General features: G+C 73.9%; 18 protein-coding genes and 1 other RNA gene. 6 read left to right on the forward strand and 13 right to left on the reverse strand.

Going from position 1 to position 24,933, the window contains the following annotated elements; translation table 11 throughout:
- Nucleotides 1–22: 22 nt before the first annotated feature.
- The 4 genes from KMS84_RS23670 to KMS84_RS23685 form a co-directional block, all read right to left on the reverse strand.
- Nucleotides 23–2,155 (reverse strand): bifunctional polysaccharide deacetylase/glycosyltransferase family 2 protein, encoded by a 2,133-nt coding sequence (locus KMS84_RS23670; protein ID WP_256918442.1) that lies wholly within the window; start codon nucleotides 2,153–2,155, stop codon nucleotides 23–25.
- A gap of 861 nt (nucleotides 2,156–3,016) precedes the next feature.
- Nucleotides 3,017–3,790 carry a hypothetical protein gene (locus tag KMS84_RS23675; protein ID WP_256918443.1) on the reverse strand — a complete coding sequence of 258 codons (774 nt, stop codon included), beginning with the start codon at nucleotides 3,788–3,790 and terminating at the stop codon, nucleotides 3,017–3,019.
- 723 nt (nucleotides 3,791–4,513) lie between these two features.
- On the reverse strand, nucleotides 4,514–5,164 hold the full coding sequence (locus KMS84_RS23680) for a response regulator (protein WP_256918444.1): 651 nt from the start codon (nucleotides 5,162–5,164) through the stop codon (nucleotides 4,514–4,516).
- A complete protein-coding gene (locus tag KMS84_RS23685) occupies nucleotides 5,161–6,324 on the reverse strand; it encodes a sensor histidine kinase (protein WP_256918445.1) in 1,164 nt (387 codons plus the stop codon). Before KMS84_RS23685 ends, KMS84_RS23680 begins: the two co-directional genes overlap by 4 nt.
- 132 nt (nucleotides 6,325–6,456) lie before the next feature.
- Between KMS84_RS23685 and KMS84_RS23690 the strand changes: the two genes are divergently transcribed.
- Both KMS84_RS23690 and KMS84_RS23695 read left to right on the forward strand, forming a co-directional pair.
- Nucleotides 6,457–7,182, forward strand: coding sequence for a class I SAM-dependent methyltransferase (locus KMS84_RS23690; protein WP_256918446.1), 726 nt, complete (start codon nucleotides 6,457–6,459; stop codon nucleotides 7,180–7,182).
- A complete protein-coding gene (locus tag KMS84_RS23695; RefSeq protein ID WP_256918447.1) occupies nucleotides 7,179–7,793 on the forward strand; it encodes a DedA family protein in 615 nt (204 codons plus the stop codon). The genes KMS84_RS23690 and KMS84_RS23695 overlap by 4 nt, the downstream gene beginning before the upstream one ends.
- Before the next feature lie 86 nt (nucleotides 7,794–7,879).
- Here KMS84_RS23695 and ssrA read toward each other — a convergent pair.
- The 5 genes from ssrA to ftsE all read right to left on the reverse strand — a co-directional run bounded on the left by ssrA (nucleotide 7,880) and on the right by ftsE (nucleotide 11,947).
- Nucleotides 7,880–8,266: a transfer-messenger RNA gene (gene ssrA / locus KMS84_RS23700) on the reverse strand.
- 133 nt (nucleotides 8,267–8,399) lie between these two features.
- Nucleotides 8,400–8,948 carry an SsrA-binding protein SmpB gene (gene smpB / locus KMS84_RS23705; protein ID WP_256918448.1) on the reverse strand — a complete coding sequence of 183 codons (549 nt, stop codon included), beginning with the start codon at nucleotides 8,946–8,948 and terminating at the stop codon, nucleotides 8,400–8,402.
- A gap of 69 nt (nucleotides 8,949–9,017) precedes the next feature.
- Nucleotides 9,018–10,190 (reverse strand): S41 family peptidase, encoded by a 1,173-nt coding sequence (locus KMS84_RS23710; RefSeq protein ID WP_256918449.1) that lies wholly within the window; start codon nucleotides 10,188–10,190, stop codon nucleotides 9,018–9,020.
- Nucleotides 10,191–10,279: 89 nt separating this feature from the next.
- The gene (ftsX, locus tag KMS84_RS23715) at nucleotides 10,280–11,197 is read right to left on the reverse strand and encodes a permease-like cell division protein FtsX (protein WP_256918450.1); all 918 of its coding nucleotides are present in this window, start codon (nucleotides 11,195–11,197) and stop codon (nucleotides 10,280–10,282) included.
- Nucleotides 11,198–11,257: 60 nt separating this feature from the next.
- Nucleotides 11,258–11,947: a cell division ATP-binding protein FtsE gene (ftsE, locus tag KMS84_RS23720; RefSeq protein WP_256918451.1), complete on the reverse strand. Its 690-nt coding sequence runs from the start codon at nucleotides 11,945–11,947 to the stop codon at nucleotides 11,258–11,260.
- A gap of 237 nt (nucleotides 11,948–12,184) precedes the next feature.
- Here ftsE and KMS84_RS23725 point away from each other — a divergent pair, with 237 nt between their 5' ends.
- The gene (locus KMS84_RS23725; RefSeq protein WP_256918452.1) at nucleotides 12,185–12,379 is read left to right on the forward strand and encodes a hypothetical protein; all 195 of its coding nucleotides are present in this window, start codon (nucleotides 12,185–12,187) and stop codon (nucleotides 12,377–12,379) included.
- Between the two features lie 98 nt (nucleotides 12,380–12,477).
- Here the strand turns inward: KMS84_RS23725 and KMS84_RS23730 are convergent, their stop codons facing one another.
- The 4 genes from KMS84_RS23730 to KMS84_RS23745 form a co-directional block, all read right to left on the reverse strand.
- On the reverse strand, nucleotides 12,478–13,431 hold the full coding sequence (locus KMS84_RS23730) for a hypothetical protein (protein ID WP_256918453.1): 954 nt from the start codon (nucleotides 13,429–13,431) through the stop codon (nucleotides 12,478–12,480).
- A 272-nt stretch (nucleotides 13,432–13,703) separates the two neighbouring features.
- Nucleotides 13,704–14,810 (reverse strand): peptide chain release factor 2, encoded by a 1,107-nt coding sequence (prfB, locus tag KMS84_RS23735; protein ID WP_256918454.1) that lies wholly within the window; start codon nucleotides 14,808–14,810, stop codon nucleotides 13,704–13,706.
- Nucleotides 14,811–14,950: 140 nt separating this feature from the next.
- On the reverse strand, nucleotides 14,951–16,198 hold the full coding sequence (locus tag KMS84_RS23740) for a serine/threonine-protein kinase (protein WP_256918455.1): 1,248 nt from the start codon (nucleotides 16,196–16,198) through the stop codon (nucleotides 14,951–14,953).
- A 138-nt stretch (nucleotides 16,199–16,336) separates the two neighbouring features.
- Entirely contained in the window at nucleotides 16,337–18,031 is a 1,695-nt protein-coding gene (locus KMS84_RS23745; RefSeq protein WP_256918456.1) for a serine/threonine-protein kinase, read from the reverse strand.
- Nucleotides 18,032–18,406: 375 nt separating this feature from the next.
- Here KMS84_RS23745 and KMS84_RS23750 point away from each other — a divergent pair, with 375 nt between their 5' ends.
- The 3 genes from KMS84_RS23750 to KMS84_RS23760 all read left to right on the forward strand — a co-directional run bounded on the left by KMS84_RS23750 (nucleotide 18,407) and on the right by KMS84_RS23760 (nucleotide 24,928).
- Complete coding sequence (locus KMS84_RS23750; protein ID WP_256918464.1) at nucleotides 18,407–22,048, forward strand: FHA domain-containing protein; 3,642 nt, start codon at nucleotides 18,407–18,409, stop codon at nucleotides 22,046–22,048.
- Nucleotides 22,049–22,194: 146 nt separating this feature from the next.
- Entirely contained in the window at nucleotides 22,195–23,577 is a 1,383-nt protein-coding gene (locus KMS84_RS23755) for an ABC transporter substrate-binding protein (protein ID WP_256918457.1), read from the forward strand.
- A 70-nt stretch (nucleotides 23,578–23,647) separates the two neighbouring features.
- Nucleotides 23,648–24,928 carry a carbohydrate ABC transporter permease gene (locus KMS84_RS23760; RefSeq protein ID WP_256918458.1) on the forward strand — a complete coding sequence of 427 codons (1,281 nt, stop codon included), beginning with the start codon at nucleotides 23,648–23,650 and terminating at the stop codon, nucleotides 24,926–24,928.
- Nucleotides 24,929–24,933 lie beyond the last annotated feature (5 nt).

Below are 24,933 nucleotides of genomic sequence, written 5' to 3' on the forward strand. Positions count from 1 at the left end.
GTCGGGTGGGTCGGACCGCTGCTCACAGGGCCGTTCCTCCGTCCGGGCTCAGGGCGGGCGCCCCGGGCGGGGCGGCCACCTGTCCCTTGCGCCGCAGCTTCTGCCAGCGCAGCCGACCGCCGGTGAGGGCGGTGATCCAGGACTGGAGCAGGACGACGTACATCAGCTGGCGGTACAGCATCTGCTGGAGCGGCAGCGAGATCAGCGGGGTGAGCCGCTCCTTGTCGAGCACGAAGGCGTAGGCCGCGCAGCCGGCCTGGACGGCGAGGACGCCGAACCAGGCGGCGACGGTCCGGCCGGTCGGGCCGAAGAGCAGGCCGTAGACGAGGAAGAGATCGATGAGCGGGGCGAGCAGCGGGGCGACGACCATGAACAGGGAGACGAGGGGCAGGCCGACGCGGCCGAAGCGGCCCGAGGCGCCCCCTTCGACGAGGGCCCGGCGGTGCTTCCAGATGGCCTGCATGGTGCCGTAGCACCAGCGGTAGCGCTGCGACCACAGCTGCTGCACGGACTCGGGGGCCTCGGTCCAGGCGCGCGCCTTCTCGGCGTACACGACGTGCCAGCCGTCCCGGTGGATGGCCATGGTGATGTCGGTGTCCTCGGCAAGGGTGTCGTCGCTCATGCCGCCGACGCGGTCGAGCGCGCTGCGCCGGAACGCCCCGACGGCGCCCGGGATGGTGGGCATGCAGCGCAGGACGTCGTACATGCGGCGGTCGAGGTTGAAGCCCATCACGTACTCGATGTGCTGCCAGGCGCCGATGAGGGTGTCCTTGTTGCCCACCTTGGCGTTGCCGGCGACCGCTCCGACCTTGGGGTCGGCGAACGGCTGGACGAGCTCACGGACGGTCGCCGGCTCGAAGACCGTGTCGCCGTCCATCATCACGATGAGGTCGTGCCGGGCGTTGGCGATGCCCCGGTTGAGGGCGGCGGGCTTGCCGGCGTTGAGCTGCCGGACGACGCGGACGCCGGGCAGGCGCAGGTCCTCGACGATGCGGGCGGTTCCGTCGCTGGAGCCGTCGTCGATGACGAGGATCTCGATCGGGTGCTCGCTCCTCATCAGCGAACGCACCGTGTTCTCGATGCACTTGGCCTCGTTGTAGGCGGGGACGAGCACGGAGGCCGGTTCGGTGACGGGCGCGTCGGGCCCCCAGACGAAGCCCGTGCGCCGGGTCCGGCGGGTGTGGATCGCGGACAGCAGCAGCATCAGCCCGAAGCGGGCGAAGACGAGGACGCCGATGACGGCGAGGCCGACGACCAGGACGCCGGTGATGTCGTCGGAGGCCGCGACCAGGAACACCCAGGCCCTGCCCTTCCACAGGTCGAGCCCGGTGACGGGGGTGTGCGCGCTGGGGGCGTGCAGGGCCTCGGTGAGGTTCTCGAACCGGTAGCCCTTCTGCTGGAGTTCGGGCAGGTAGAGGTCGAGGGCCTGGACGGTCTGGTGGCGGTCGCCGCCGGAGTCGTGCATGAGGACGATGGCGCCCTTGCCGTCCTGCGGGGTGGCGTTGCGGACGATGCGGCGCACGCCCGGCCGCTGCCAGTCCTCGCTGTCGGCGGTGGTGAAGACGGTGAGGTAGCCGCGGGTGCCGACGTACTCGGTGACCGGCCAGGACGCGTTGTCGAGGGCGTCCGCGGTGGAGGAGTAGGGGGGCCGGAAGAGGGACGTGCGGATGCCCGCCGCGCCCGCCAGGGCCAGCTGGTTCTGGGTGAGTTCCCAGTCGATGCGCTTCTTCGACTGGTAGGAGAGGTCGGGGTGGTTGAAGGTGTGCAGACCGATCTCGTGGCCCTCGTCCACCATCCGCCGGACCAGGTCGGGGTAGCGGGAGGCCATGGTGCCGGTGATGAAGAAGACGGCGTGGACGTGGTGCTTCTTCAGGACGTCGAGGACCTGGGGGGTCCACTTCGGGTCGGGGCCGTCGTCGAAGGTGAGCACGATCCGGTGGTCCGGCACCGCCAGACCGGTCTGCCGGCCGCCCCGGGTGTCGACGACCGGGCCACCGTCGAGGATCTTCTGCGGCACCTTGTCGGAGGCGGCCTCGGGACGGATGCGGTAGTCGGCGAGGATCTCGCTGTGCACGTAGCCGCGCAGCATCAGCATCGCCATCATCGCGAGGAGCACGGTCAGCGGCAGCAGACGGCGCAGCCGGAGGGGCGGCATCAGCCGTCGGCGTCCGGCGGACGGCTCGGACCCCCGGGGGGCGCCGCCGGCCGCGTGCCCCGCGGCCCGTCCGCGGGCCTGCCGCGCTCCGGACCGTCGGGCGGCCCGCCGACCGCCGGGCGGCTCACCCCCCGAGGGGGCCGCCGGCGGTGAGGAGGTGGGCGCGGGCTGGCCGCCGGTCGCGTGTGCGGGCTGTCCGGCGGGGGATCGCCGGGCCGAACGGCGGCTGGTTCGTGGTGCCATGAGAGGTGGTTCTCCGGGGACGAGAGGACGGGCGGACGGGACGGGTGGAAGGGCGGACGGGTGGGCCGCGACGGGGACGGTGCGCGGCGAGGTCGGGTGGCGCGGGGGTGAGGCTGAACGCGGGTGCGCGGGCCCCGGGGCTCCGGGTGCGGGCGTACGCCGGGGCGTATGCCGGGCGGCCCGCGCAGGTCCCGGCGCACGGGACCGGCGTGTCGGCGCCGGACACGGGAGGCGGCCGCGGGAGACGGCCGTGGACCGGGTCGCGGCCGGGGTTCCGGTCGCTGGGGGCGGGCGGGGACGGGCCGGGGGACGCGTGCGGCCGGGCGGGGACGCGACGGCCCGGTGGGGCGGCGCGATCGGCACCGAGGCGGGGCTCGGTCCGTCGGACTCGGGCACGGACGCGGGCGCGGACCCCGGCGGGCCGGGGTCGTGCGAGGCCCGGACGCGGGTGCGGGCGCGTGGGACGCGGGTGCGGTGTCCGGGGGCCCGCCGTCGGGCGGCCGAAGCCGCGGGACGGGCCGTCCCGCGGCCGCGAGCCCATCGCCGTCCCCCGTCCGCGGGCCCTTCGCCTGCTCGGGTGCGACGCCCTCGGTCCGCCGGGGTACCGGCGGAGCCGGGTCAGGCTGCCGGGCTCGACGCCGCCGGGGCGGGTTCCGGCGGGCCGCCGGCGACGGTGGTGGAGGCCCCTCCGGCCGGGGACGGCGAGGAGACGGCGGACGGCGACGCCGCCGGTGAGGACGCGGGCGGCGGCGCGGACGCCGGCGGCGCGATCACCGGACCGCTGGGGCCGGGCGCGGCGGAGGCCGAGGCCGTCGGACCGGCGCTCGGGCGGGCGGACCCGCTCGCCGCCGGCCGCACGGGCGCGGACGCCCCGGCCGAGGGAGCCGCGCTGCCCGAGGCCGCCGCTCCCGCGCTCGCTCCCGGCTTTCCGGGCGCCGAGCCCGTCGCCGAGGCGCCGGTCCCCTTGCCGTCGGCCGGGGCCGGACCGGGCCCTCCGGGCCGCGCGGTGCGGGAGTCGTCGGGCGCGGGCGTGCTGTCGACCTTGCCGGCCGCGGGCTTGTCGTCGCCCTGGCCCGGCACGGGGAGCGGCAGCCAGGGCGCGCCGGCGTTGCCCGACAGCAGGGTGGCCACGATGACCACGGCGTAGGCGCCGCACGCGGTGCCCACGAGGATGCCGATGCGGCGGAACGTGCGGCTGCGCCGGCCCGACTCGTCGACGAACACGGGGACGTCGGACGCGGGGTCCGAGCCGTCGGGCGACCCTTGCAGCGGATCGAGCTGGACCGTCACCTCGCCCGCGGCGCGGTCCTCGGGGTCCGTGCCGCCGGGCGGCTCACCCCAGGGATCCCGGAGATCGCTCGACCGTTCGTTTTCGGAAAGGCCGTTCGACACCCTCGCGATCGCGCGAGGGCCGCTTTCAGGGGGTACATCCATTAAGGAGCGGTATCTTCCGCCCTCTCCCGACGCGGACGTCAGAGGGTGCCCTCCGACTCCGGCAAGGCTCTGGGATGCTGCCCCCAGGACCGGCACGTCCTGGGTGGACGGCGCCGCCTCGGGCCACTTCGGTTGGGCGTCTTCTCGCCAATTACTCACGTGCGCACTTCCCCCCACGGAACGGTTCCAGGTGCGCTACGACCCTGAGCACAGCCGATGGAACCAGGCCCCCACCCGGCTCTCGCGCCCCATTTACCCCATTGCGCTCAGGCCGACGAATCTAGCGCAGGCATGGGCCCCGTGTTCGCGATGTGTCATATATGGTGAGAAGTCATGTTCATGCCCATGGCTGAGAATCGCCCCTCGGTGGGTCACCCGAACCCCTTTCCGGCACCGCGACACCGGCAGCCGCCGCACCGAAGGGCGGTGCGGACCGGGAGACCAGCCCCTTTCACCGCAGGGGTGGGACGGGGACACAAGGGCCCGTCGGGAAGAGCCCGGGACGCCGGCCCAGGCATGGCCGGAAAAACCCCTTGAACGGAATACGAAATACCCGTTCGAACCGCGGTCGGCGCGCACCGGCCACGGACGCGCCGTCCGGACGCGCCGTCCCGATGCGCCCTCCGGACGGGCCGTTCAGGACCGGCGGGCGTCAGCGCCGCGCGGACCGGCGCGGCCCGCTCATGCGGTGAGGTCCGCGTCGCGGGCCATGAGCGCGGCCTGAACGCGGTTGCCGACGTCCAACGCGCTCAGGATGCGGCTGACGTGGGCTTTGACCGTGCTCTCGCGCATGGCGAGGCGCGCGGCGATCTCGGCGTTGGTCTCACCGAGGGCGAGGAGGGCGAGTACGTCGCGTTCGCGGGGCGTGAGCCGGTCGATGCGGGCTCTGGCCGTGACCGCCCGGGGCCGGGTGGTGGCGTGGTAGCGGTCGATGAGGCGACGGGCCGCCGTGGGGTGGAGCATCGCGGAACCGGCGGCCACCAGGTGGACGGCGCGCAGGATCTCGGCCGGATCGGTGTCCTTGAGCAGGAAGCCGTCGGCTCCGGCGCCGAGGGCGTCGTAGACGTACTGGTCGAGGTCGAAGGTGGTCAGGGTGATGACCCTCGGCGGGTGGGGCAGCGCCCTCAGCCGAGCGGTGGCCGTGATGCCGTCCATACGGGGCATGCGCACGTCGACCAGGGCGACGTCCACGCGGTGCGCGGTCGCCTGCTCGACGGCCTGGAGGCCGTCGGCCGCCTGGGCGACGAGCTCGATCCCCGGGTCGCCGTCGAGGAGGTCGGCCAGGCCGAGGCGGACCAGGGCGTCGTCGTCGACGATCATCGCGCGGATCATGCGGGGCCGCCGTTCTCTTCCGTGCCGGACGGGTGGGGGATGCGGGCGGCCAGCCGCCAGGAGCCCGCCCCGCCCGGGCCCGCGTCCAGCCGGCCGCCGAGGGCGCCGACGCGTTCGCGCAGGCCGACGAGCCCGTAACCGGAGCCGACGGCGGCCGCCCGTCCGGCGGGACCGGCGGGATTGGTGACCTCCACCAGGGTGGCGGGCGGCCGGTAGTCGATCGTCATGGTCACCAGGGTGCCGTCGGCGTGCTTGCGGGCGTTGGTCAGGGCTTCCTGCGCGATGCGGTACACGGCCAGGCGGTGGGTGGTGGGCGCGTCCTCCGGCCGGCCGTGGATCGTCACGGCGATGCGCTGGGACGCGGCGCGGGCGTCGTCCACCAGCTGCCGGACGTCTCCCGGGACCGGCGCGGGCACGACGCCGGCGGCGTTCGGCGCGACACCGGGCGTGCGCAGCACACCGAGCACGTCCCGCAGGTCGGCGAGCGCTTCCGTGGAGGCGTCCCGCAGCAGCGCCAGCCGCTCGGCGACCGGCCCCGGCAGCGTGTCGCCGCGGGTGGCCAGCACGCCCGTGTGCAGGGCGATCAGGCTGAGCCGGTGGGCGAGGACGTCGTGCATCTCCGCCGCGATCCGGGACCGCTCCGCGACCCGCGCGGCCTCCTCGCGCAGCTGTGCCTCGACACGCAGGTGCTCCACGTCGGCGGCCAGCGCCCGCACCAGCCGCCGGCGGCTGCCGATCCACATGCCGACGACATACGCGAAGGCCCAGATGAACAGCGCGGTGAGGTAGTCCTGCTGGTGCCACAGCCGGGTCGGCGGATAGCCGACGAGGTTCACGCCGAGCACGGCGGCGACGCACAGGCCCGCCGCCCGCGTCCGGCGGGCCACGGCCAGGTCGTACAGCACGAGGGCCAGCAGGAGCGAGCCGACCCACCCCCACCACGCGGTGACCGCGGCCACCACGAGGGGAGCGACGGGCCAGCGCAGCCGCGGCGCCAGAAGCACCACGGCACACGCCACGGCCGAGGCGCCGATGGGAATCACGTACCGGCCGTCGCTGACCACCTGCGCGCCGTTCACCGCGGCGACGCCGGCGAGGAACGTCACGACCGCGCCGCGCCCGACGGCCACCGCCCTCGCCCGAATCCTGCTGCTGTCCACCGTCGGAATCCTAGGCAGGCGCCCGCCTGCCGCCCCTCGACGATGGGCGACGCCCACCCCCTGCTTTCGTCGGGGGAAGCCGTCGAAGAACGGCGGATCCGCTGCCGGGCGGCGATTCCTAGCGTCATATGCATGGATGACCGGACCACCTCCCACCACCGTGTCCTGGCGCAGCGCGAAGCCGACGGCTGGATGTTCCTGATCGAAGCGGCCCGCGATCTGCGCACCACCGGCGCGATCGCCCCCAGCGGCGAAGCCCTGTCCCGCGCCCTGACCGAGCCCGTCCGGGCCCAGGCGTCCCGTCCGCTGGCCGTCCTGGAGGCGGGCGCCGGCACCGGCCCCGTCACCCGGGCCCTGATACCCCGGCTCTCCCGGGGCAGCCGCCTGGACATCGTCGAGGCCAACCCCCGCTTCGCCGCCCGGTTGCGCCACCTGGCCGCGACGCACCCCGACCTGGTCCACGCGCCCGGACGGGTGAACGTGCACGAGACCCTCGTCGAGCGGCTGGACACCGGCCGGCGCTACGACGTCATCGTCTCCGGCCTGCCCCTGACCAACTTCGCCCCCGCCCAGGTGGAGCGGATCATGGCCCGCTTCATGGACCTGCTGCATCCCGGCGGCACGCTGACCTACTTCGCCTACGTCGGCACCCGCAGGGCGCGCGCCCTGACCGCCTCCCGGGCCGAGGCACGCCGTCACGCCGCGGTGGACGAGGTCATGGCCGCCTACCAGCGCGCCTACGCCACCGGACGCTGGACGGTCTGGGCCAACCTGCCGCCCGCCCACGTCTGGCACCTTCGGCGTCCCGTCGCGTCCGCGGAACCCGCCGGGCAGCCTCTCGCCGGGGCACGGCGGTGAACGCGGTCTGCGACCTCCTCGACCGGCTCCCGCCGGTCGCGGTCTACGCGGTCGTGGCCACGGCGGTGCTGGCCGAGTCGCTCCTGCTGGTGGGCGCGGTCATCCCCACGCTGACCCTGCTCCTGACCGCGGGCGCACTCGCCCGGACCGGGCACGTCAGCCTGCCCCCGATCATCGCCGTGGCGGTCGGCGCCGTCGTGACCGGCGACTTCCTCGCCCATCGCACCGGCCGGTTCCTGGCCGACCGGCTGCGCACCGGCCGGGCGGGCCGTCGCGTTCCGCTCGCCGTCTGGGCGCGGGCGGAGACGCTGATGGCCCGCCACGGCGGCCGCGCCGTCCTCCTCGCCCGCTTCCTCCCCGTGATCCGCACCCTCGCCCCCCACTGCGCGGGCGCCGCCCGCCTGCCCTACCGGCGCATCGCCCCCTACAGCGCCGTCGCGGCCTGCGTCTGGGCGACCGCGGAGACGTCCGTCGGCTACGCGGCCGCATCCTCCCTCCAGCGCGCGCTCACCCTGGCGGGCCCCGCCGCGGCCGTCCTCGTGCTGAGCGCGACCGCGGTCGCGCTCGCCGTGCGGCGAAGCGTGCCGCGCCGCGGGGAGAAGGCGGCGTGAGCGTCCACGCGCGGCGCCGGCCGGCCCGCGGCGGCACACAAAAAGACCCCGCCCCTGAGGGGCGAGGTCTTCGTGTCACATGGGATGAGTGGAGATGGCGGGAATCGAACCCGCGTCCAACGGTGCAGAATCAGGGCTTCTCCGTGTGCAGTTCGCTGTGATTTTCTCGGCCCCGGCGATCACGCGAACAAGTCGCCGACGGGCCCAGTCACTGTTTGATTTCCCATCTCACCCCGTGACCGGGCGAGACGGTTTAGTTCCCTAGATTATGCCAGGATCCGGGCCGGGAACACTCCCGGGCTGACACCCTTTAGGGTCCTACCTCACTGCTTATTAGGCAGCGAGAGCGTAGGACTGGGAATCGCTCTTGATATTGGCGATTATTTTTTGCGACATATGGTTTACGAGATCATTGCCGCTTCCTCGACACGCTTCCCCTGCTTCGACAGCCGCTGTCGAAACCGATCATCCCCATGTTGTTTTTTCAATCCCTCCGAGGAGGGCCCGTGCCCACCGTGGGGCACGCAGGCCATGGTACGTGAACCACGCCCGTCGATGCCACTGTGTTCACGGCGGCCGCGTTCCCGGCGGCCGTGACTCCCGGGGCTAGGCGTGCCGCTGCCTGCGCTTCGCCGCCGCGACGGCCCGGTCCGTCTCCCGGCGGTCCTGCTTCTCCCGCAGGGTCTGCCGCTTGTCCCACTCCTTCTTGCCGCGGGCCAGCGCGATCTCGGCCTTGGCCCGGCCGTCCTTGAAGTACAGGGCCAGGGGCACGATCGTGTGACCCGTCTCCTCGGACTTCACCGCGAGCTTGTCGATCTCCTCGCGGTGCAGCAGCAGCTTGCGCTTGCGGCGCGCCGAGTGGTTGGTCCAGCTTCCCTGGCTGTACTCGGGGATGTGGGCGGCGTGCAGCCACGCCTCGTTCCCCTCGATCTGCACGAAGCCGTCGGTCAGCGAGGCGCGGCCCTGGCGCAGCGACTTCACCTCGGTGCCGGTGAGCACGAGGCCCGCCTCGTAGACGTCGATGATGGCGTAGTCGTGCCGGGCCTTCTTGTTCTGCGCGACGATCTTGCGCTTGCCGTCCTTGGCCTTGGCGGACGGGGCGGCCCCGCCCTGCTTCGGCTGGGACTCCTTGGGTACGTACATTCCCTTGCTCATAGTCCCGCCATTTTCGCATCCGGAGGCGGCCTGAGGGAAAGCCGATTACGCGGGCCGCCCGCGGCACGCTCAGGGCGTGTCGCCCAGCCCGCCCAGCACGGTCTCCGCCCGCGCGAGCGCGCCGTCGTCCGCCTCCAGGTCGGGCGTGATGCCCCGGCCGTCGACGGCGCGGCCCGACGGGGTGCGGTAGTGCCCGACGGTCAGCTCGGCGACCGAGCCGTCGGGCAGCCGGCGCGGCATCTGCACCGAGCCCTTGCCGAAGGTGCGCGAGCCGACCACGACCGCGCGGCCCCGGTCCTGGAGCGCGCCGGTCAGCAGCTCGGCCGCGCTCATCGTGCCGCCGTCGACCAACGCGACCAGCGGACGGGCGGTGTCGCCGCCGGCGTCGGCGTGCAGCACACGCTGGTCGCCGCCGACGTCGTAGGTGGCGACGAGACCGCCGTCCAGGAAGGCGGAGGCGGCGGCGACGGCCTCGGTGACCAGTCCGCCGGAGTTGCCGCGCAGGTCCAGCACGATCCCGGCGCCGGGCGGGGCGTGCTCGACGGCGCCGCGGACGCTGTCGCCGACGCCCTTGGTGAACGCGGCGACGGTGACGACGGTGACGCCGCCGGAGAGCCGGCGGACGGTGACGGAGTCCGTGGACAGCAGCACCCGGCGCAGGGTCTCGGTCCACGCGCGCGTGCCGCGCTCCAGGCCGATACGGACGGCGGTGCCGGCGTGCGCGTCCTTCGCGTCACCCCGCAGTAAGGAGACGACGTCGGTGACCGGGAGGCCGTCCACGGACCGTCCGTCGACGCGGCGCAGCCGGTCGCCCGGCTGGATCCCGGCGTCGGCCGCGGGCGACCCGGACTGCACCCCGGTCACCTCGATCCGGCCGTCGCGCTCGCGCCGCGCCTCCAGGCCGACGCCGGTGTAGCGGCCGTCGAGGGAGTCCTCGAACTCCTCGTACTCGCCCTCGGAGTAGACCGCCGCCCAGCGGTCGCCGCTGCGGCTGACGGCCCGCTCGGCGGCCTCCATAGGGGACTTGCCGTCCGCGGCGGCCTCCTCGGCGGCCCGCGTCACGTCCTCGGCGCGCCCGGCGGGGGCGGGAGCGGCGCCCGAGGAGCGCGCGTGCCCCTCGCCCCACTGCTGCGGCAGCGATCCGGTCGCCGCCCCGGCGACGAGGACGCCGGCGAACACCAATGTCAGGGCGGCCCCGCGGCGGCAGCGGCGGGGCTGACAGAACAGGTCACGGCCTGACATGGCGGTGAGTCTAGGGGAACGCGAAGGGCCGTACGGTCGGTTGACCGCACGGCCCGGCGGGGTGTGCGTCACACTCCGGTGTGTGTGCGTCACACCTTCAGGTACTTGCGCAGCGCGAAGAACGCGGCCAGGGCGGGCATCAGCAGGCTGGTGGCGAGGATGAGCGGGAGCTTCGTCAACACGGCGTCCCAGCCGATGAAGTTGATCAGGTTCAGCTTCTCGGACAGGGCCAGCCCGTGGTCGATGATGAAGTACCGGGCGATCACCAGGAATCCGCAGGCCACCGTGCCGCCGATCAGGCCGGCGACCGCGGCCTCGGCGATGAACGGCGCCTGGATGTAGAACCCGGAGGCGCCGACGAGCCGCATGATGCCGGTCTCGCGCCGCCGGCTGAACGCCGAGACGCGCACGGTGTTGACGATCAGCATCAGGGCCACCACGAGCATCAGCGCCATGACCGCCCGCGCCGCCCAGTTCATGCCGTTGAGCAGCCCGAAGAGGTTGTCCAGGATGCCCTTCTGGTCCTGCACCGACTGCACGCCGTCGCGCCCGTCGAAGGCGGTCGCGATGACCTGGTACTTCTCGGGGTCCTTGAGCTTGATGCGGTACGACTCCTGCATCTGGTCCGGCGTGAGGGAGCTGGCCAGCGGGGAGTCGCCGAACTGCTCCTTGTAGTGCTTGTACGCGTCGTCCTGCGACTCGTACGTCACCTTCTCGACGACGCCCATCTTGTCGAGGTCGGACTTGATCTGCTTCTTCTGGTCCGCGGTGACCGCGCCCTTGGCGCAGTTGGGGTCGGACTCGGCGTCGCTCTTGTTGCAGAGGAAGATCGAGACGTTGACCTTGTCGTACCAGTAGCCCTTCATGGTGCTGACCTGATCGCTCATCAGGAGCGACCCGCCGAAGAGCGCCAGGGACAGGGCGACGGAGACGATGACGGCGAAGGTCATCGTCAGGTTGCGGCGGAGACCGACGCCGATCTCCGACAGTACGAACTGGGCGCGCATGGCGTGTTGTTCAGGCCTTTCCGGGGACGTCCGCCGGGGCGGTCGCGATGGCGGGGGCGGTCAGTGCTGGTAGCCGTAGACGCCGCGCGCCTGGTCACGGACGAGGCGGCCCTGCTCCAGCTCGATGACGCGCTTGCGCATCTGGTCCACGATGTTCTGGTCGTGCGTGGCCATCAGCACGGTGGTGCCCGTCCGGTTGATCCGGTCGAGCAGCTTCATGATGCCGACGGAGGTCTGCGGGTCGAGGTTGCCGGTGGGCTCGTCCGCGATCAGCAGCTTGGGCCGGTTCACGAAGGCGCGCGCGATGGCCACGCGCTGCTGCTCGCCGCCGGACAGCTCGCCCGGCATCCGGTCCTCCTTGCCGCCGAGCCCGACGAGATCGAGCACCTGCGGCACGGACTTGCGGATCTCGCCCTTGGACTTGCCGATGACCTCCTGCGCGAAGGCGACGTTCTCGGCCACCGTCTTGTTCGGCAGCAGCCGGAAGTCCTGGAAGACGGTTCCCAGCTGGCGGCGCATCTGGGGCACCTTCCAGTTGGACAGGCGCGCGAGGTCCTTGCCCAGGACGTGCACCTGGCCGTGGCTGGTGCGCTCCTCGCGCAGGACCAGCCGCAGGAAAGTGGACTTTCCGGAGCCGGAGGACCCGACGAGGAAGACGAACTCGCCCTTCTCCACCTCGAGGGAGACATCCCTGAGTGCGGGGCGGGTCTGCTTGGGGTAGGCCTTGGAGACGTTGTCGAATCGGATCACGGATGCACCACGGGTCGCCGGGGGTAGATGAGCGTGACCATACGCGAACCGGGGAGGGCGGCGCAGGCGTCGGGAGGGGTTGGGTGGGGCTTGTGCGTTTTTGTACGGGGCTTTGTATGCCCCCCGCTCTTCGAGTGAGCCGCGCGGCCCCCGCAGGAACCTGGCACAGTGGAGGGGGAACGTTCCCGTTCCCCGGAGCGTTGTCTCCATGGAACCGGTGCAAGGAGGGCGAGGCGCATGACGTACGACCGGCTGGTGTGCGCTAACTGCGCTGCGCCCGTGAGCGAGGGCCGGTGCCCCGTGTGCCGCGCGAACCGCGAGCGGCTGCAGCAACAGGAGAACTTCCTCGCGCAACTGAACCCCATGACGCTGATCGCGCTGCTGGCGGTGCTGGTCGCGGCGGTGGCGCTGCTGGCCCACCAGACCGTCTAGCCACGGGCGGCGCCGTACGGCGTGCGTACGAAGGGCCCGGAGCCGATCGGCTCCGGGCCCTTCGCGCGTACGTCACGTACGGGTACGGCTGCCTACCGTCAGGCAGCGGCCCCGCCGCGGCCGGCCGCCAGACGCGGCAGCACGCGGAAGCCGATGCCGCCGGCGATCATGGTGGCGGCGCCGACGATCAGGAACGTGGTCTGGCCGGCGCCGGTCTCGGCGAGCTCCTTGCCGCCGCCCTGCGCGCTGTTGTCGGCGGCCACGTCCGAGGTGTCGGTCAGCGCGGAGCTGCCGACCTCCTGGGTCGAGGTGCCGTCGGTGTCGGTGCCGGAACCGCCGGTGGTGGAACCGCCGCCGGTCGCCGCGCCGCCGGTGGACTGGTCACCGCCGGTGGTCGAGCCGCCACCGGTCGTGGAGCCGCCGCCGGTCGTCGTGGACGAACCGCCCGTGGCGGAACCGCCGGTGGTGGAACCGCCGGTGGTCGTGGAGGAACCGCCGGTGGTGGAACCGCCGGTCGTCGTGGACGAGCCGCCGGTCGTGGAACCGCCGGTCGTCGAGGAACCGCCGGTCGTCGTGGTGGAGCCACCGGTCGTGGTGGATCCGCCGGTGGTCGTGGTGGAGCCGCCCGTGGTGGTGGAGCCGCCCGTGGTCGTGGTCGAACCGCCGACCGACGCCGCGCCGCCGACGGAGGCCGTGCCACCGACGGACGCCGCGCCGCCGACGGAGGCGGTGCCGCCGACGGAGGCGGTGCCGCCGACCGAAGCGGTGCCGCCCGTCGCGGTCGAGTCGCCCGTGGTGCCCGTGGTGCCGGTCGTACCGGTCGTACCGGTCGTGCCCTGCGTCGTGCCGCCTTCGGTGCAGATCCCGATCGGGCAGGGCTCCTGGCCCGTCTGCGGAGTGACGTCGTCCCCGCCGGACGTCGACACAAGTCCGCTGAGGCCGCCCTCGTCGCCGGCGGCCGAGGCGACCCCGGCGACCGTCAGCGAGGCGCCCGCGGCGATCACGGCACCGGCGGCTATGCGCGCGACCCGGATCCGCGTCTTCTTCGTCATATGGTTGCTACCCCCAGTAGCTGAAAGCGTCGTTGAGGCCGCGCCCGGGGCTGTGATCGACGGGGGCAGCTGAGATGCAGCCGAGGCCCCCGGTTCACATGCGCCCCGAAGATACGCATGCCACTCCGCACCCTCCCCATTTTTCAAAGAAGCGTCAAGGCCGTTGCGGGCGCAATGTCCAAGTCGGGGCGCTTTGCGCGATGTTGGTGCTGTGAATGTGACGTAAAAAGCAAACCGCCCCTGAAACAGGGGCGGTTAGCGTGTCGACAAACCTACTTCTCCTGCTGCTTGCGCCAGCGAATTCCGGCCTCCAGGAACCCGTCGATCTCGCCGTTGAACACGGCCTCGGGGTTGCCGACCTCGAACTCGGTGCGCAGGTCCTTGACCATCTGGTACGGGTGCAGGACGTACGAACGCATCTGGTTGCCCCAGGAGTTGCCGCCGTCGCCCTTGAGGGCGTTCATCTTCGCCTGCTCCTCCTGCCGGCGCCGCTCGAGCAGCTTGGCCTGGAGGACGTTCATCGCGGTCGCCTTGTTCTGGATCTGCGACCGCTCGTTCTGGCAGGAGACGACGATGCCGGTCGGCAGGTGGGTCAGGCGCACCGCGGAGTCGGTGGTGTTCACGCCCTGGCCGCCGGGGCCGGAGGAGCGGTACACGTCCACGCGCAGCTCGGACTCGTCGATCTCGATGTGGTCGGTCTGCTCGACCACGGGGAGGATCTCGACGCCCGCGAAGGAGGTCTGGCGGCGGCCCTGGTTGTCGAACGGCGAGATGCGTACGAGGCGGTGCGTGCCCTGCTCGACGGAGAGGGTGCCGTAGGCGTACGGGATCTGCACGGCGAAGGTGGTCGACTTGATGCCGGCCTCCTCGGCGTACGACGTCTCGTAGACCTCCGTCTTGTAGCCGTGCTGCTCCGCCCACCGCAGGTACATCCGCTGGAGCTTCTCGGCGAAGTCGGCCGCGTCGACGCCGCCGGCCTCGGCGCGGATGTTGACGAGCGCCTCACGGGCGTCGTACTCCCCGCTGAGCAGCGTGCGCACTTCCATCTCGTCGAGCGCCTTCTTGACGGACGTGAGCTCGGACTCGGCCTCCGCGAGGGTGTCCGGGTCGTCCTCCTCCTGGGCCATCTCGAACAGCACGGCGAGATCGTCGATCCGGCCGCGCAGCGTGTCCGCCTTCCTGACCTCGGCCTGGAGGTGGGACAGCTTGCTGGTGATCTTCTGCGCCTCGTCCGGGTTGTCCCACAGGGACGGCGCGGCCGCCTGCTCCTCGAGCACGGCGATGTCTGCCCTCAGCTTGTCGAGGTCCAGAACGGCCTCGATCGACTCCATGGTCGAGGAGAGGGACTTGAGCTCTTCGGATACATCGACGACTGCCACGCCTCCCAGCGTAACGGCTCCGCCAACCGGGCAGTGCCGGGTGCCGCCCGCGAGGTCCGGGCGGGCAGCGGTCGCCTGCTCGCCCGGGGCGCGGTCACGGGGAGGTCATGCTCGCCGCCGCGGGCCCGGCGGGCCGCTCGTCACGGCGTCGTCGGGGCGGAGTTCTTCGTGTCCTGGGGGTCCGCGCCCGCGTCGTCTCCGGAGGTGGCCGCCCAGGTGCCGACCCCGACCGCCGCCGCCAGGGCCGCCGCGGCCACGCCGAGCGTGATCCGGCGCCGCCGCGTGGCGGAGCGGTTGCGCGCCGAGCCCGGACGCGGCGCGCCCGCGGCCCTGGGCACCCGGGCCGTGCCGTGCGCGCCGCCGGCCAGCTCGTCGGGGGCGGGCACCCGCATCGACGTGTGGGTGTCCCGGTTGGAGTCCGGCTTGGCGTTCGGCACCAGCGGGACCGAGCCGCGCCGCGCCCGGCCCGTGGCCGCCGCGGCGGCCGGCGCGGAGGGCGCCGTCTCGGCGCTCTCGCCCTCTTCCGGCTCGGTGTCGGGCTCGTCGACGTCCAGCGGGGGCATCCCGGCCAGCATCGGCAGCTGCTCGCGCAGCCGCGCCGCCAGCTCGGAGGCCCGCAGCCGGGAGGCCGGCGCCTTGGCCAGGCACTGCACGATCAGCTGCCACAGCTCGTCGGGGATGCCGGGCAGGGGGGCGACGGACTCCGTGACGTGGCGGCGCAGCACCGCGCCCGGGTGGCCGCCGCCGAACGGGGTGAAGCCCGCGAGCAGCTCGTACAGGACGGTCGCCAGGGCGTAGATGTCCACCGAGGCGCGCGGCGGCAGGCCTTCCACGATCTCGGGCGCCAGGTAGTCCGGCGTCCCGATGATCTTGGTGGCGCGGGTCCGTTTGGGGGTGTCGATCAGTTTCGCGACGCCGAAGTCCGTCAGCAGCGCGCGGTGCGAGCCGCCCGGGCCGAGCGGCCCCTGCATGTCGAGCAGGATGTTCTCGGGCTTGACGTCGCGGTGCACGATCCCGGCCGCGTGCGCGGCGGCCAGGCCCTCGGCGACGTCCGCGACGACGGCGACGGCGGCCTCGGGCGCCATGCGCCGGTCCCGGTCGAGGCGGGTGCGCAGGTCCGTGCCGCGGACCAGGTCCATGACCAGCGCCAGGTCGTTGCCGTCGACGACCAGGTCCCGCACCGAGACCACGTGGGGGTGGTCCAGGCCGAGCAGCGCCGTGCGTTCCTGCACGAAGCGGCCCACGAGCTCCTCGTCGGAGGCGAGGTCCTCGCGCAGCAGCTTGACGGCGACGGGCCCCTCCGGTCCCTCGCCCAGCCACACCGTGCCGGCGCTGCCCCGTCCCAGGATCTGGTGGGCGGTGTACCGGCTGCCGATCTTCCGTGCCAAGGCTGCTCCTACAGACGCGTGTTGCCCATCAAAGTACGCGTCCTGGGAGCCAACCTTCACCGCGGAGACGGAAATCACCCGCCGGATGTCGACAAGTACACAAACTCGTGGTCAGGGGCGGGGTCCGGCGTCCGGCGGTCAGTTCGGGGAGGAGCCTCCGCCGGCCGCGTCGGCGAGATCGCCGATCCAGCCGGTGACGTCGCCGACCCAGCCGCTGATCAGCTGCCAGTAGCTCTTGCCCGTGCCGATCCACTCCTGCAACGGGCTCAGCTCCCAGATCAGCCAGCCGGCCACGAACAGGATGACGATCGTGAACAGGCAGCCCTTCAGACAGCCCAGGCCGGGGATCCGCATCGGGTTGGCGCTGCGCTGCCGGGGCTCGCGCGGCTGCCGGGGCTCAGGCGCGGGCCGCCGGCGCGGCTGCTGCTGCGGGGGCGGGGCGTAGCGCTGCTGCTGGGGCTGCTGGGCCTGCTGGGGCTGCGGAGGCGACGCGTACCGCTGCTGGTGCTGCTGCTGCTGGCCGGGGTACCCGTAGCCGGGCTGCTGCGGCTGCTGCGGCTGCTGGGGGCGGCGCGGCTGCTGCGGCTGCTGTTGCGGGCGGGAGACCTGCCGCTGGGGGCGGCGGCGCAACGGGTCGTCGCCGGGGTCGAGGTACTGCTGGACCTGGGTCTGCTCGTTGCGGTCGCGGGCGCCCTGCATCTGGGACTGCCAGGGGTGCGGCTGCTCCGGCGGCTGCGCGGGCCCGCCGTACTGGCCGGGCGGCACCGGCGGCAGGACGGCCGTCGGGTCGGCGGCGCCCTGCGGACCGCCCGTGCGGGGCAGGACGGCGGTGGGGTCGGCGGCGCCCGCCGGGCCCGCCGTGTGCGGCAGGACGCTGGTCGCGGCGTTCGGGTCGTAGGCGCCGCCGGGCACGGTGGCGGGCGCCGGGTCGGGCGCGAGCAGATGGCCGACGCCGTCGGCGGCCGCGATCTGCATGGAGTTGGCGTGCACGCCGATGCCCTCGGCGACGATCCGCAGGCCGCGCGCGAGGTTCTCGGCGCTCGGCCGGTGGTCGGGGTTCTTGCTCAGACAGCGCTCGATGACCGTCCAGAGCGGGTCGGGGACCGTGGAGGGACGGCGCGGCTCGGCGCTCAGGTGCTGGTGCAGGACCTCCAGGGCGGAGCCCCCGGAGAACGGCGGCCGGCCCGTGACCAGCTCGTACATCAGGATGCCGGCGCCGTAGATGTCCACGGCGGAGGTCTGCGGGCGGCCCTCGGCGGACTCGGGGGCGACGTACGCGGGCGTGCCGACGAACTCGCTGGTGCGGGTCAGGCCCGGGGAGTCGGCGAGGCGCGCGATGCCGAAGTCGGTGAGCAGCGGGTGCATCTGGCCGCCGTCCTGCTTGAGCAGGACGTTGGCCGGCTTCAGGTCGCGGTGCACCACGCCGTCGGCGTGGCTGGCGGCGAGCGCGTCGGCGATCTGGGCGGTGAGCAGGGCCGCGGCCACCGGGGTGAAGGGGCCGTTCTCGCGCAGGTAACGATGCAGGTCGGGGCCCTCGACGAGGTCCATGACCAGGGCCAGCAGATCGCCCTCGACGACCAGGTCGCGGACCCGGACGATGTTGGGGTGGGTCAGGCGCAGCAGGACGGAGCGCTCGCGCAGGAAGCGCATCACGACGTCGGGGTCGTTCGCGAGCTCCTCCTTGAGGACCTTGATCGCGACGGTTTCCCCGGGCTGCCCCGCGACGGCCGCCTCGGCGCCCGCGGTCTCACGCTGGCGGGCTCGCCAGACGGTGCCCGTGGCGCCGCGTCCGAGCGGCTCCTCGAGCAGGTACTTGCTGCCTACCGGCCGCACGTCATGCGCTCCCTGCTGCTTGCTCGTCAGACTCGCCGGCCCGTGGGCCCCGCTCGTCTGTCCCGCCAGTGTTCCGACCCACTGTAGTGCCGTGATGCGGACGCCGGGCGGTCGTCGCGGTCGTCCCCGTCGCGGGGAAAGACGCTTCACCCGGTCTTCCTGGTTGCCGGAGCCGGACGTGACCGATCTCAACTGATCGTCGGTGACGCACCCGGCAGGCACTTTTGCGGGCAGAGCCGACCAATCAAGATCACTTGTCCTCGGGAGAGGGGCGCGTTGTCAGTGACAGGTGCGAGGATGCCTTCAGTACTGGCCGCTGTGCTCGTGTGAGGTGGGGGGAAGCCCGCGCCCGTGCAGAAGGGACCGCTGACGGCGATGCAGATCCGGCTGACCGTCGTAGACCCGACGGGCGCGCCCGCCGATTCCCGGCCCCGCGCCGCGAGCTGCGACGTGCTGGTCACGGCGCCCGCCGGCACGGCCCTGGCGGCGGTGGCGTCCGCGCTGGCCGCGGCGGTCTGCGGCGAGGGGGCCGCGCCGTCCTCGTCCGCGGCGGCGGTCGTCCTCTACGCGGGCGTCGAGCGGCTGGACGCGCAGCGCTGCACCCTGGGCGAGCCCCCGCTGACCGACGGCGCGGTGCTCTCCCTGGGCGCCCCGGCCGATCCCGAGCCGCATCCCGAGGTCGACGACGCCCCGGCCCGTCTGCACGTGGTGGCCGGTCCCGACGCGGGCGGCGTCCATCTGCTGCACGGCGGCCAGGTCCGCGTGGGCCGCTCGGCCGACGCCGACGTGCCGCTCGACGACCCGGACGTCTCACGGCTGCACTGCGCGGTGACGCTCTCGCCCGAGGGCCGGGTCACGGTGGCCGACCTGGGCTCCACCAACGGCACCACGCTCGACGGCGCGCCGGTGCCGGAGCGCCCCGTCCGCCTGCCCGCGGGCGCCCTGCTGCGGGTCGGCGAGTCGGCCCTGCGGCTGGCGCCGCCCGGCGGGCCGGGCCCCCGGGTGGCGACCACGCCGGACGGCGAGGGCCACGTCCGCGTCCCCTGCGGGAGCGCGGCGCAGCAGGACGCGCAGAGCGCCCACCCGCGCGTGAACGGCTCCGGCGCGCCGGACGGCGACGGCGCGGGCACGGGCGGCACGGCCTCCGACCGGCCGCACGACCCCTCCGGCCACGGCGCCTCCGGCCACGGCCCCGGCGCGGCCGGCCCGGCGGGAGCGACCGCCCACGCCTACGGCACGGTCGACTGGGGCGGCGCGTCGCGCGCCCGGGGCGTGGTCCCGGAACCGCGTCGGCACGGGCTCGGGGGCGCCTCCCCCGCGCCGCCCGTCGTCCCGGGCCAGGGCACGGCGCCGAGCGTCGAGACCCGCCCCGGTGGCGAGACGCGCCCGCCGGGCGGATCCTCCCCCGCCGGTCCGTCCGCGGCGGGCGACGCCTCGTCGGCCACGCACGGGGGCCGCGCCCGGCCCGGCTCCCTCGCCGCCGGCCACGACGACGCGCGCGGTCCGCACGGCGCGTCCGACGACACCGCCGCCCACCACCTCTCCTTCCTCGCCGACGGCGACCGCGAGGGCCGGGCCGGGACCGGCGGCCACAGCGGCCACGACGCCGGGGACGCCGGCGAGCACGGCGTCGACGACGGTCCGCGCGGCTCCGGCCGCCGCAAGGGGACCCCCCTGCGCGGCACCGACGTGCCCCCGGGCGTGCGCAGGCGCGGCCTCTCCGCGTGGGCGCGCCGGCTGGCGGGCGGCCGTGGCCCCGCGGCGGACCAGGCGGACGCCGGTTCCGGCGAGGAGCCGGTCGCCGGAGCCGAGCCGCAGCCGGCCGCCGTGCCCACGGCCGCTCCCGAGACCTGGCCGGACCCGGCGGCGCTGCTGCTGACGGCGCTGGGCCCGGGCCCCCGGCTGTGGGAGCGCGCGCCCGGGCACCCGGAGGCGCTCGCGGTGCGCCTCGGCACGGCCGACCGGGCCGCGCCGGACGGCTCGGGCCTGCTGCCCGCGGTCCCGGTGACCGCCGGTCTGCGCGAGGTCGGGGCGCTCGGGCTGGCCGGGCCGCGGCCGCGGCTGGCCGGGCTGGCGCGCGCGGTGCTGGCCCAGCTCGCCGCGCTGCACTCGCCCGAGACCCTGGAAGTCGTCCTGATCAGCACGGACCGCGGGCGGTCCGAGGAGGAACGCACCGCCGAGTGGTCCTGGCTCGGCTGGCTGCCCCACCTGCGCCCGGGCCACGGCCAGGACTGCCGTCTCCTCCTGGCCTACGACCGCGACCAGGCCACGGCCCGCGCGGACGAACTGCTGCGCCGGCTGGAGGACTGCCTGTCCGACGGCACGGCCGGCGACGCCCGGCCGTCCCCGCCGACCGGCGCGGCCCGCCGCCCCTCCTGGGCCGTGACGGACGACTCGGCCGGCGGCGCCTTCCCCGGCCCCTACACGGTGGTCGTCGTGGACGGCGACCCGGGCGGCGCGGATCTGCGCGAGGCGGTGGCGCGGCTGGCGGTGGCCGGTCCGCGCGCCGGCATCCATGTCGTCTGTCTGGCGGAGACGCCCGCCGCCTCCCCCTCCTCGCCGGTGTCGGAGACCTACGAGGCGGCCTGCGCGGCGGCGCCCACGTTCCGCGCGTGCGGGGCGGTCGCCCTGCTCAGCGGTGACGTGGCGACGGCGCTGCGGCTGCTGCGGGTCGCACCGGCCGGCGCGCGGTCGGAGCGCCCCGGGCCGGTGGGCCCCGGCACGGTCGGCGCGGTGGACGCCGTCTCCCTCGCCTGGGCGGAGCGCTTCGCGCGGGCCCTCGCCCCACTGCGCCCGGACGGTGCGGCCGGCGGCGAGCGGCACCCGCGGGTGTCGGCGCCGCTGCCCGCGTCCGCCCGCCTGCTCGACGAACTGGGCCTCGCCCGGGCCACGCCCGCCTCCCTGATGGCCCGTTGGGCGGCCGCGGCGGACGACGCCGACGCGCTCGGCGGCCGGGCATGGGCCGTGCTGGGCGCCGGCCCGCGCGGCCCGGTGGGCGTGGATCTGGCGGCCGAGGGCCCCCACCTGCTGATCGAGGGCCCGACCGGCAGCGGGCGCACGGAACTGCTGCGGGCGGTGGTCGCCTCGCTGGCCGCCGCCGAGCGGCCGGACCGGCTGAGCGTCATCCTGCTGGACGGCCGCGACACCGTCGGCAAGGGCGGCGGCGGGCCCGGCGACGGACTGCGGGTCTGCACGGACCTGCCGCACGTCACCACGCACCTCACCGCCAACGACCCGGTCCGCATGCGGGAGTTCGCGCAGTCGCTGAGCGCCGAGCTGAAGCGGCGGACCGAGCTGCTGGGCCGCTCGGACTTCGCCGAGTGGCACACGCACCGCGCGGTCTCCGGCCGCATCGTCCCGCAGCGCACCGCGAAGCCGCAGCGCACCGCGAACCCGTCGAGCGCCGCGGCCCCGGGCTCGGCCGGCGGCGCCGCCGACCTCGACGCCCCGCCGAGCTCCACCCTGCGGCTGCGGCCGGGGGCGACGGCCCGTCAACAGGCCGAGGCCGCACCGCCGCTGCCCCGCCTGGTCGTGGTGGTGGACGACCTGGACGCGCTGGTCTCCCCCGCCCTCGGCTCCCCGGGCCGGCCCGCGGCCGGTTCGGTGATGCGCGCGCTGGAGGCGGTGGCCCGCGAGGGCGAGCGGCTCGGCGTGCACCTGGTGGCGGCGACCGGCCCCGGAGGCCGTACGGCGGAGTCGGAGCCCGCCCGCCGCTCCACGGTGCGGATCACGCTGGAGGCTCCGGTGTCCGGCCCGGACGAACCGGCGCCGGGCCGTGGCCGTCTCCGGGGCGCCGACGGCCGGCTCACCCCGTTCCAGGGCGGCCGCGTCACGGGCCGCATCCCCCGCACGGCGACCCTGCGTCCCACGGTGGTCCCCCTGGAGTGGGCCCGGATGGGCGACCCGCCGACCCGCAGACCGGTACGGGAACTGGGCAACGGGCCCACGGACCTGGCGCTGCTGGCCAGCGCCCTGGAACGCGCGGCACGGCACCCCAGCCCGTCCGGCGTCCACTGAGCGCGGGACGCCCGGCACCGATCACGACGCGGTCACGATCCCCCGCTTGACAGGGCGGGCGCTCTTGCCGACCCCCGGCGCCCGGCGTAGACCAGTGCCACGGGACAGCGCTCAACGTTCGACGAGGAACGAAGAACGGGGCAGTGATGCGCAGCACGAGCAGCACCATCCGCACACGCAGGACCGTGAAAGCGGCCGCCACGCTCGTGGCGGGAGCCCTCGCGCTCTCGCTCACCGCATGCGGCGGCGACGACGACAAGAGCAACGGCGCCGACGGCGGCACCGGGACCAAGGACTCGGGCAGCACCCTCGCCCTCCCCAAGCTGAACGGCACCACGCTCGAGGTGGCCGCCGTCTGGACGGGCACGGAGCAGGCGAACTTCAAGAAGGTGCTGGCCGAGTTCGAGAAGCGCACCGGCGCGAAGATCACCTTCGTGCCCGCGCAGGACCCGATCATCAACTTCCTGGGCTCGAAGATCGCGGGCGGCTCCCCGCCGGACGTGGCCATGCTGCCGCAGCCCGGGGCCATCAAGCAGGCCGCCGAGAAGGGCTGGGCCAAGCCGCTGGGGGCCGAGGCCCAGGCGCAGCTCGCCAAGAACTACTCCCGGGGCTGGCAGGACATCGGCAAGGTCGGCGGCAAGCAGTACGGCGTCTACTACAAGGCGGCCAACAAGTCGCTGATCTGGTACAACGCCAAGGTCTTCGAGAACGCGGGCGCGTCCGAGCCCAAGACGTGGAAGGACCTGCTGGCCACCGCGCAGACGGTGTACGACTCCGGCGTCACCCCGTTCTCGGTCGGCGGCGCCGACGGCTGGACCCTCACCGACTGGTTCGAGAACGTCTACCTCTCCCAGGCGGGCCCGGAGAAGTACGACCAGCTGGCCCAGCACAAGATCAAGTGGACGGACCCTTCCGTCAAGGAGGCGCTGACCACGCTCGCCCAGGTCTGGGGGAAGAAGGACTGGATCGCGGGCGGCGCGAACGGCGCGCTCCAGACGGAGTTCCCCGCCTCGGTGACGCAGACGTTCACCGGCGGCGACCAGCCGAAGGCGGCGATGGTCTACGAGGGCGACTTCGTGCAGGTCAACATTGCCGACACCAAGTCGAAGGTGGGCACGGACGCCAAGGTGTTCCCGTTCCCGACCGTCGGGGGCACCGCGCCGGTGGTCTCGGGCGGCGACGCGGCGGTCGTCCTGAAGGACTCCAAGGGGGCCCAGGCGCTGGCGACCTTCCTGGCCTCGCCGGACGCGGCGCAGATCCAGGCCAAGCTCGGCGGCTACCTCTCGCCGAACAAGAACGTCGACGTCTCCGCGTACCCGAACGACGTCCAGCGCACGATCGCCAAGGCGCTGGTCGCGGCCGGCGACGACTTCCGCTTCGACATGTCGGACCAGGCGCCGCAGGCCTTCGGCGGCACGCCCGGCAAGGGCGAGTGGAAGGACCTCCAGGACTTCCTGAAGAACCCGTCGAACGTGGCCGGCATCCAGGCGAAACTGGAGTCGGACGCGGCGGCCGCGTACGGGAACTGACGCGGCGATGGCGACGCCCAAGGCGGCGGGGGCTCCCGGAGCTCCCGCCCCTCCTCGCTCGCGCGGAAGCGTGACCGGCACGCGCAGGACCGTGGCAGCGCTGTTCCTGCTGCCCGCACTCGTGCTGCTCGGCGCGCTCGTGGTCTACCCCATCGGGTACTCGGTCGTCCGCAGTTTCTACGACCAGTCCGGCGACGGCTTCGCCGGCGTCGACAACTACAAGGCCCTCTTCACCGACGACGGCATCCGCACCGCCCTGAAGAACAACGTGATCTGGGTGGTGTTCGCGCCGACGGTCGCCACCGCGCTCGGTCTGATCTTCGCGGTGCTCACCGAACGGGTGCGCTGGGGCACCGCGTTCAAGCTGGTCGTCTTCATGCCGATGGCGATCTCCATGCTCGCCGCCGGCATCATCTTCCGGCTGGTGTACGACCAGGACCCGGACAAGGGCGTCGCCAACGCGGTCTGGGTGGGCGTGCACGACACGTTCGCCGAGGCGTCCGCGTTCCCCAAGGCGCACCCGGGCCGTGAGTCGCCACTCAAGGCCGACGGCGGCGGCTTCCTCACCAAGGAGCCCGTCCGGGCCGGCGTCCCGGTCTCCCTGCCCCTGGTCGGCGTGCCCCCCGACCAGATGCCCGGCAGCGCGGGGCGGGCCGTGAAGGCGCGGCCCGAACAGGGGGCCGTCACCGGCACCGCCTGGCAGGACTTCACCCGCGGCAAGGGCGTCGGCGCCCTCGGCGTGCCCGACCCGTCCGAGCTGGGCTACGCCGGGATGCGGATCGAGGCGGTGAAGGGCGGCGAGGTCGTGGCGTCGACGAAGGCCGCCGACGACGGCACGTTCACCCTCCCCGCCGCGGCGGACGGCGCGCACCTCAGGCTGCCCGCGGCCAACTTCAAGGAGGCGTACAACGGACTGGACTGGCTCGGCCCGTCGCTGGTCACCCCGGCGATCATCGGCTCCTACATCTGGATGTGGGCGGGGTTCGCGATGGTGCTGATCGCGGCCGGCCTGGCGGGCGTGCCCCGGGAACTGCTCGAGGCCGCGCGCGTCGACGGCGCCACCGAGTGGCAGGTGTTCCGCAGGGTCACCGTCCCGCTCCTCGCACCGGTCCTCGCGGTGGTCACCGTCACGCTGATGATCAACGTGCTGAAGGTGTTCGACCTGGTGTTCATCATCGCCCCGGGCTCCTCGCAGGACGACGCCAACGTGCTCGCCCTGGAGCTGTACCGCAAGGGCTTCTCCGAGGACCAGCCGGGCATCGCCAGCGCCATCGCGGTGTTCCTGCTGCTGCTGGTGATCCCGGTGATGTGGTTCAACGTGCGCAGGCTGCGGCGGGAGGTGCGGCGGTGACCGGG

This window comes from Streptomyces hilarionis (assembly GCF_024539675.1).
In the GTDB taxonomy this organism is placed as follows: domain Bacteria; phylum Actinomycetota; class Actinomycetes; order Streptomycetales; family Streptomycetaceae; genus Streptomyces; species Streptomyces hilarionis.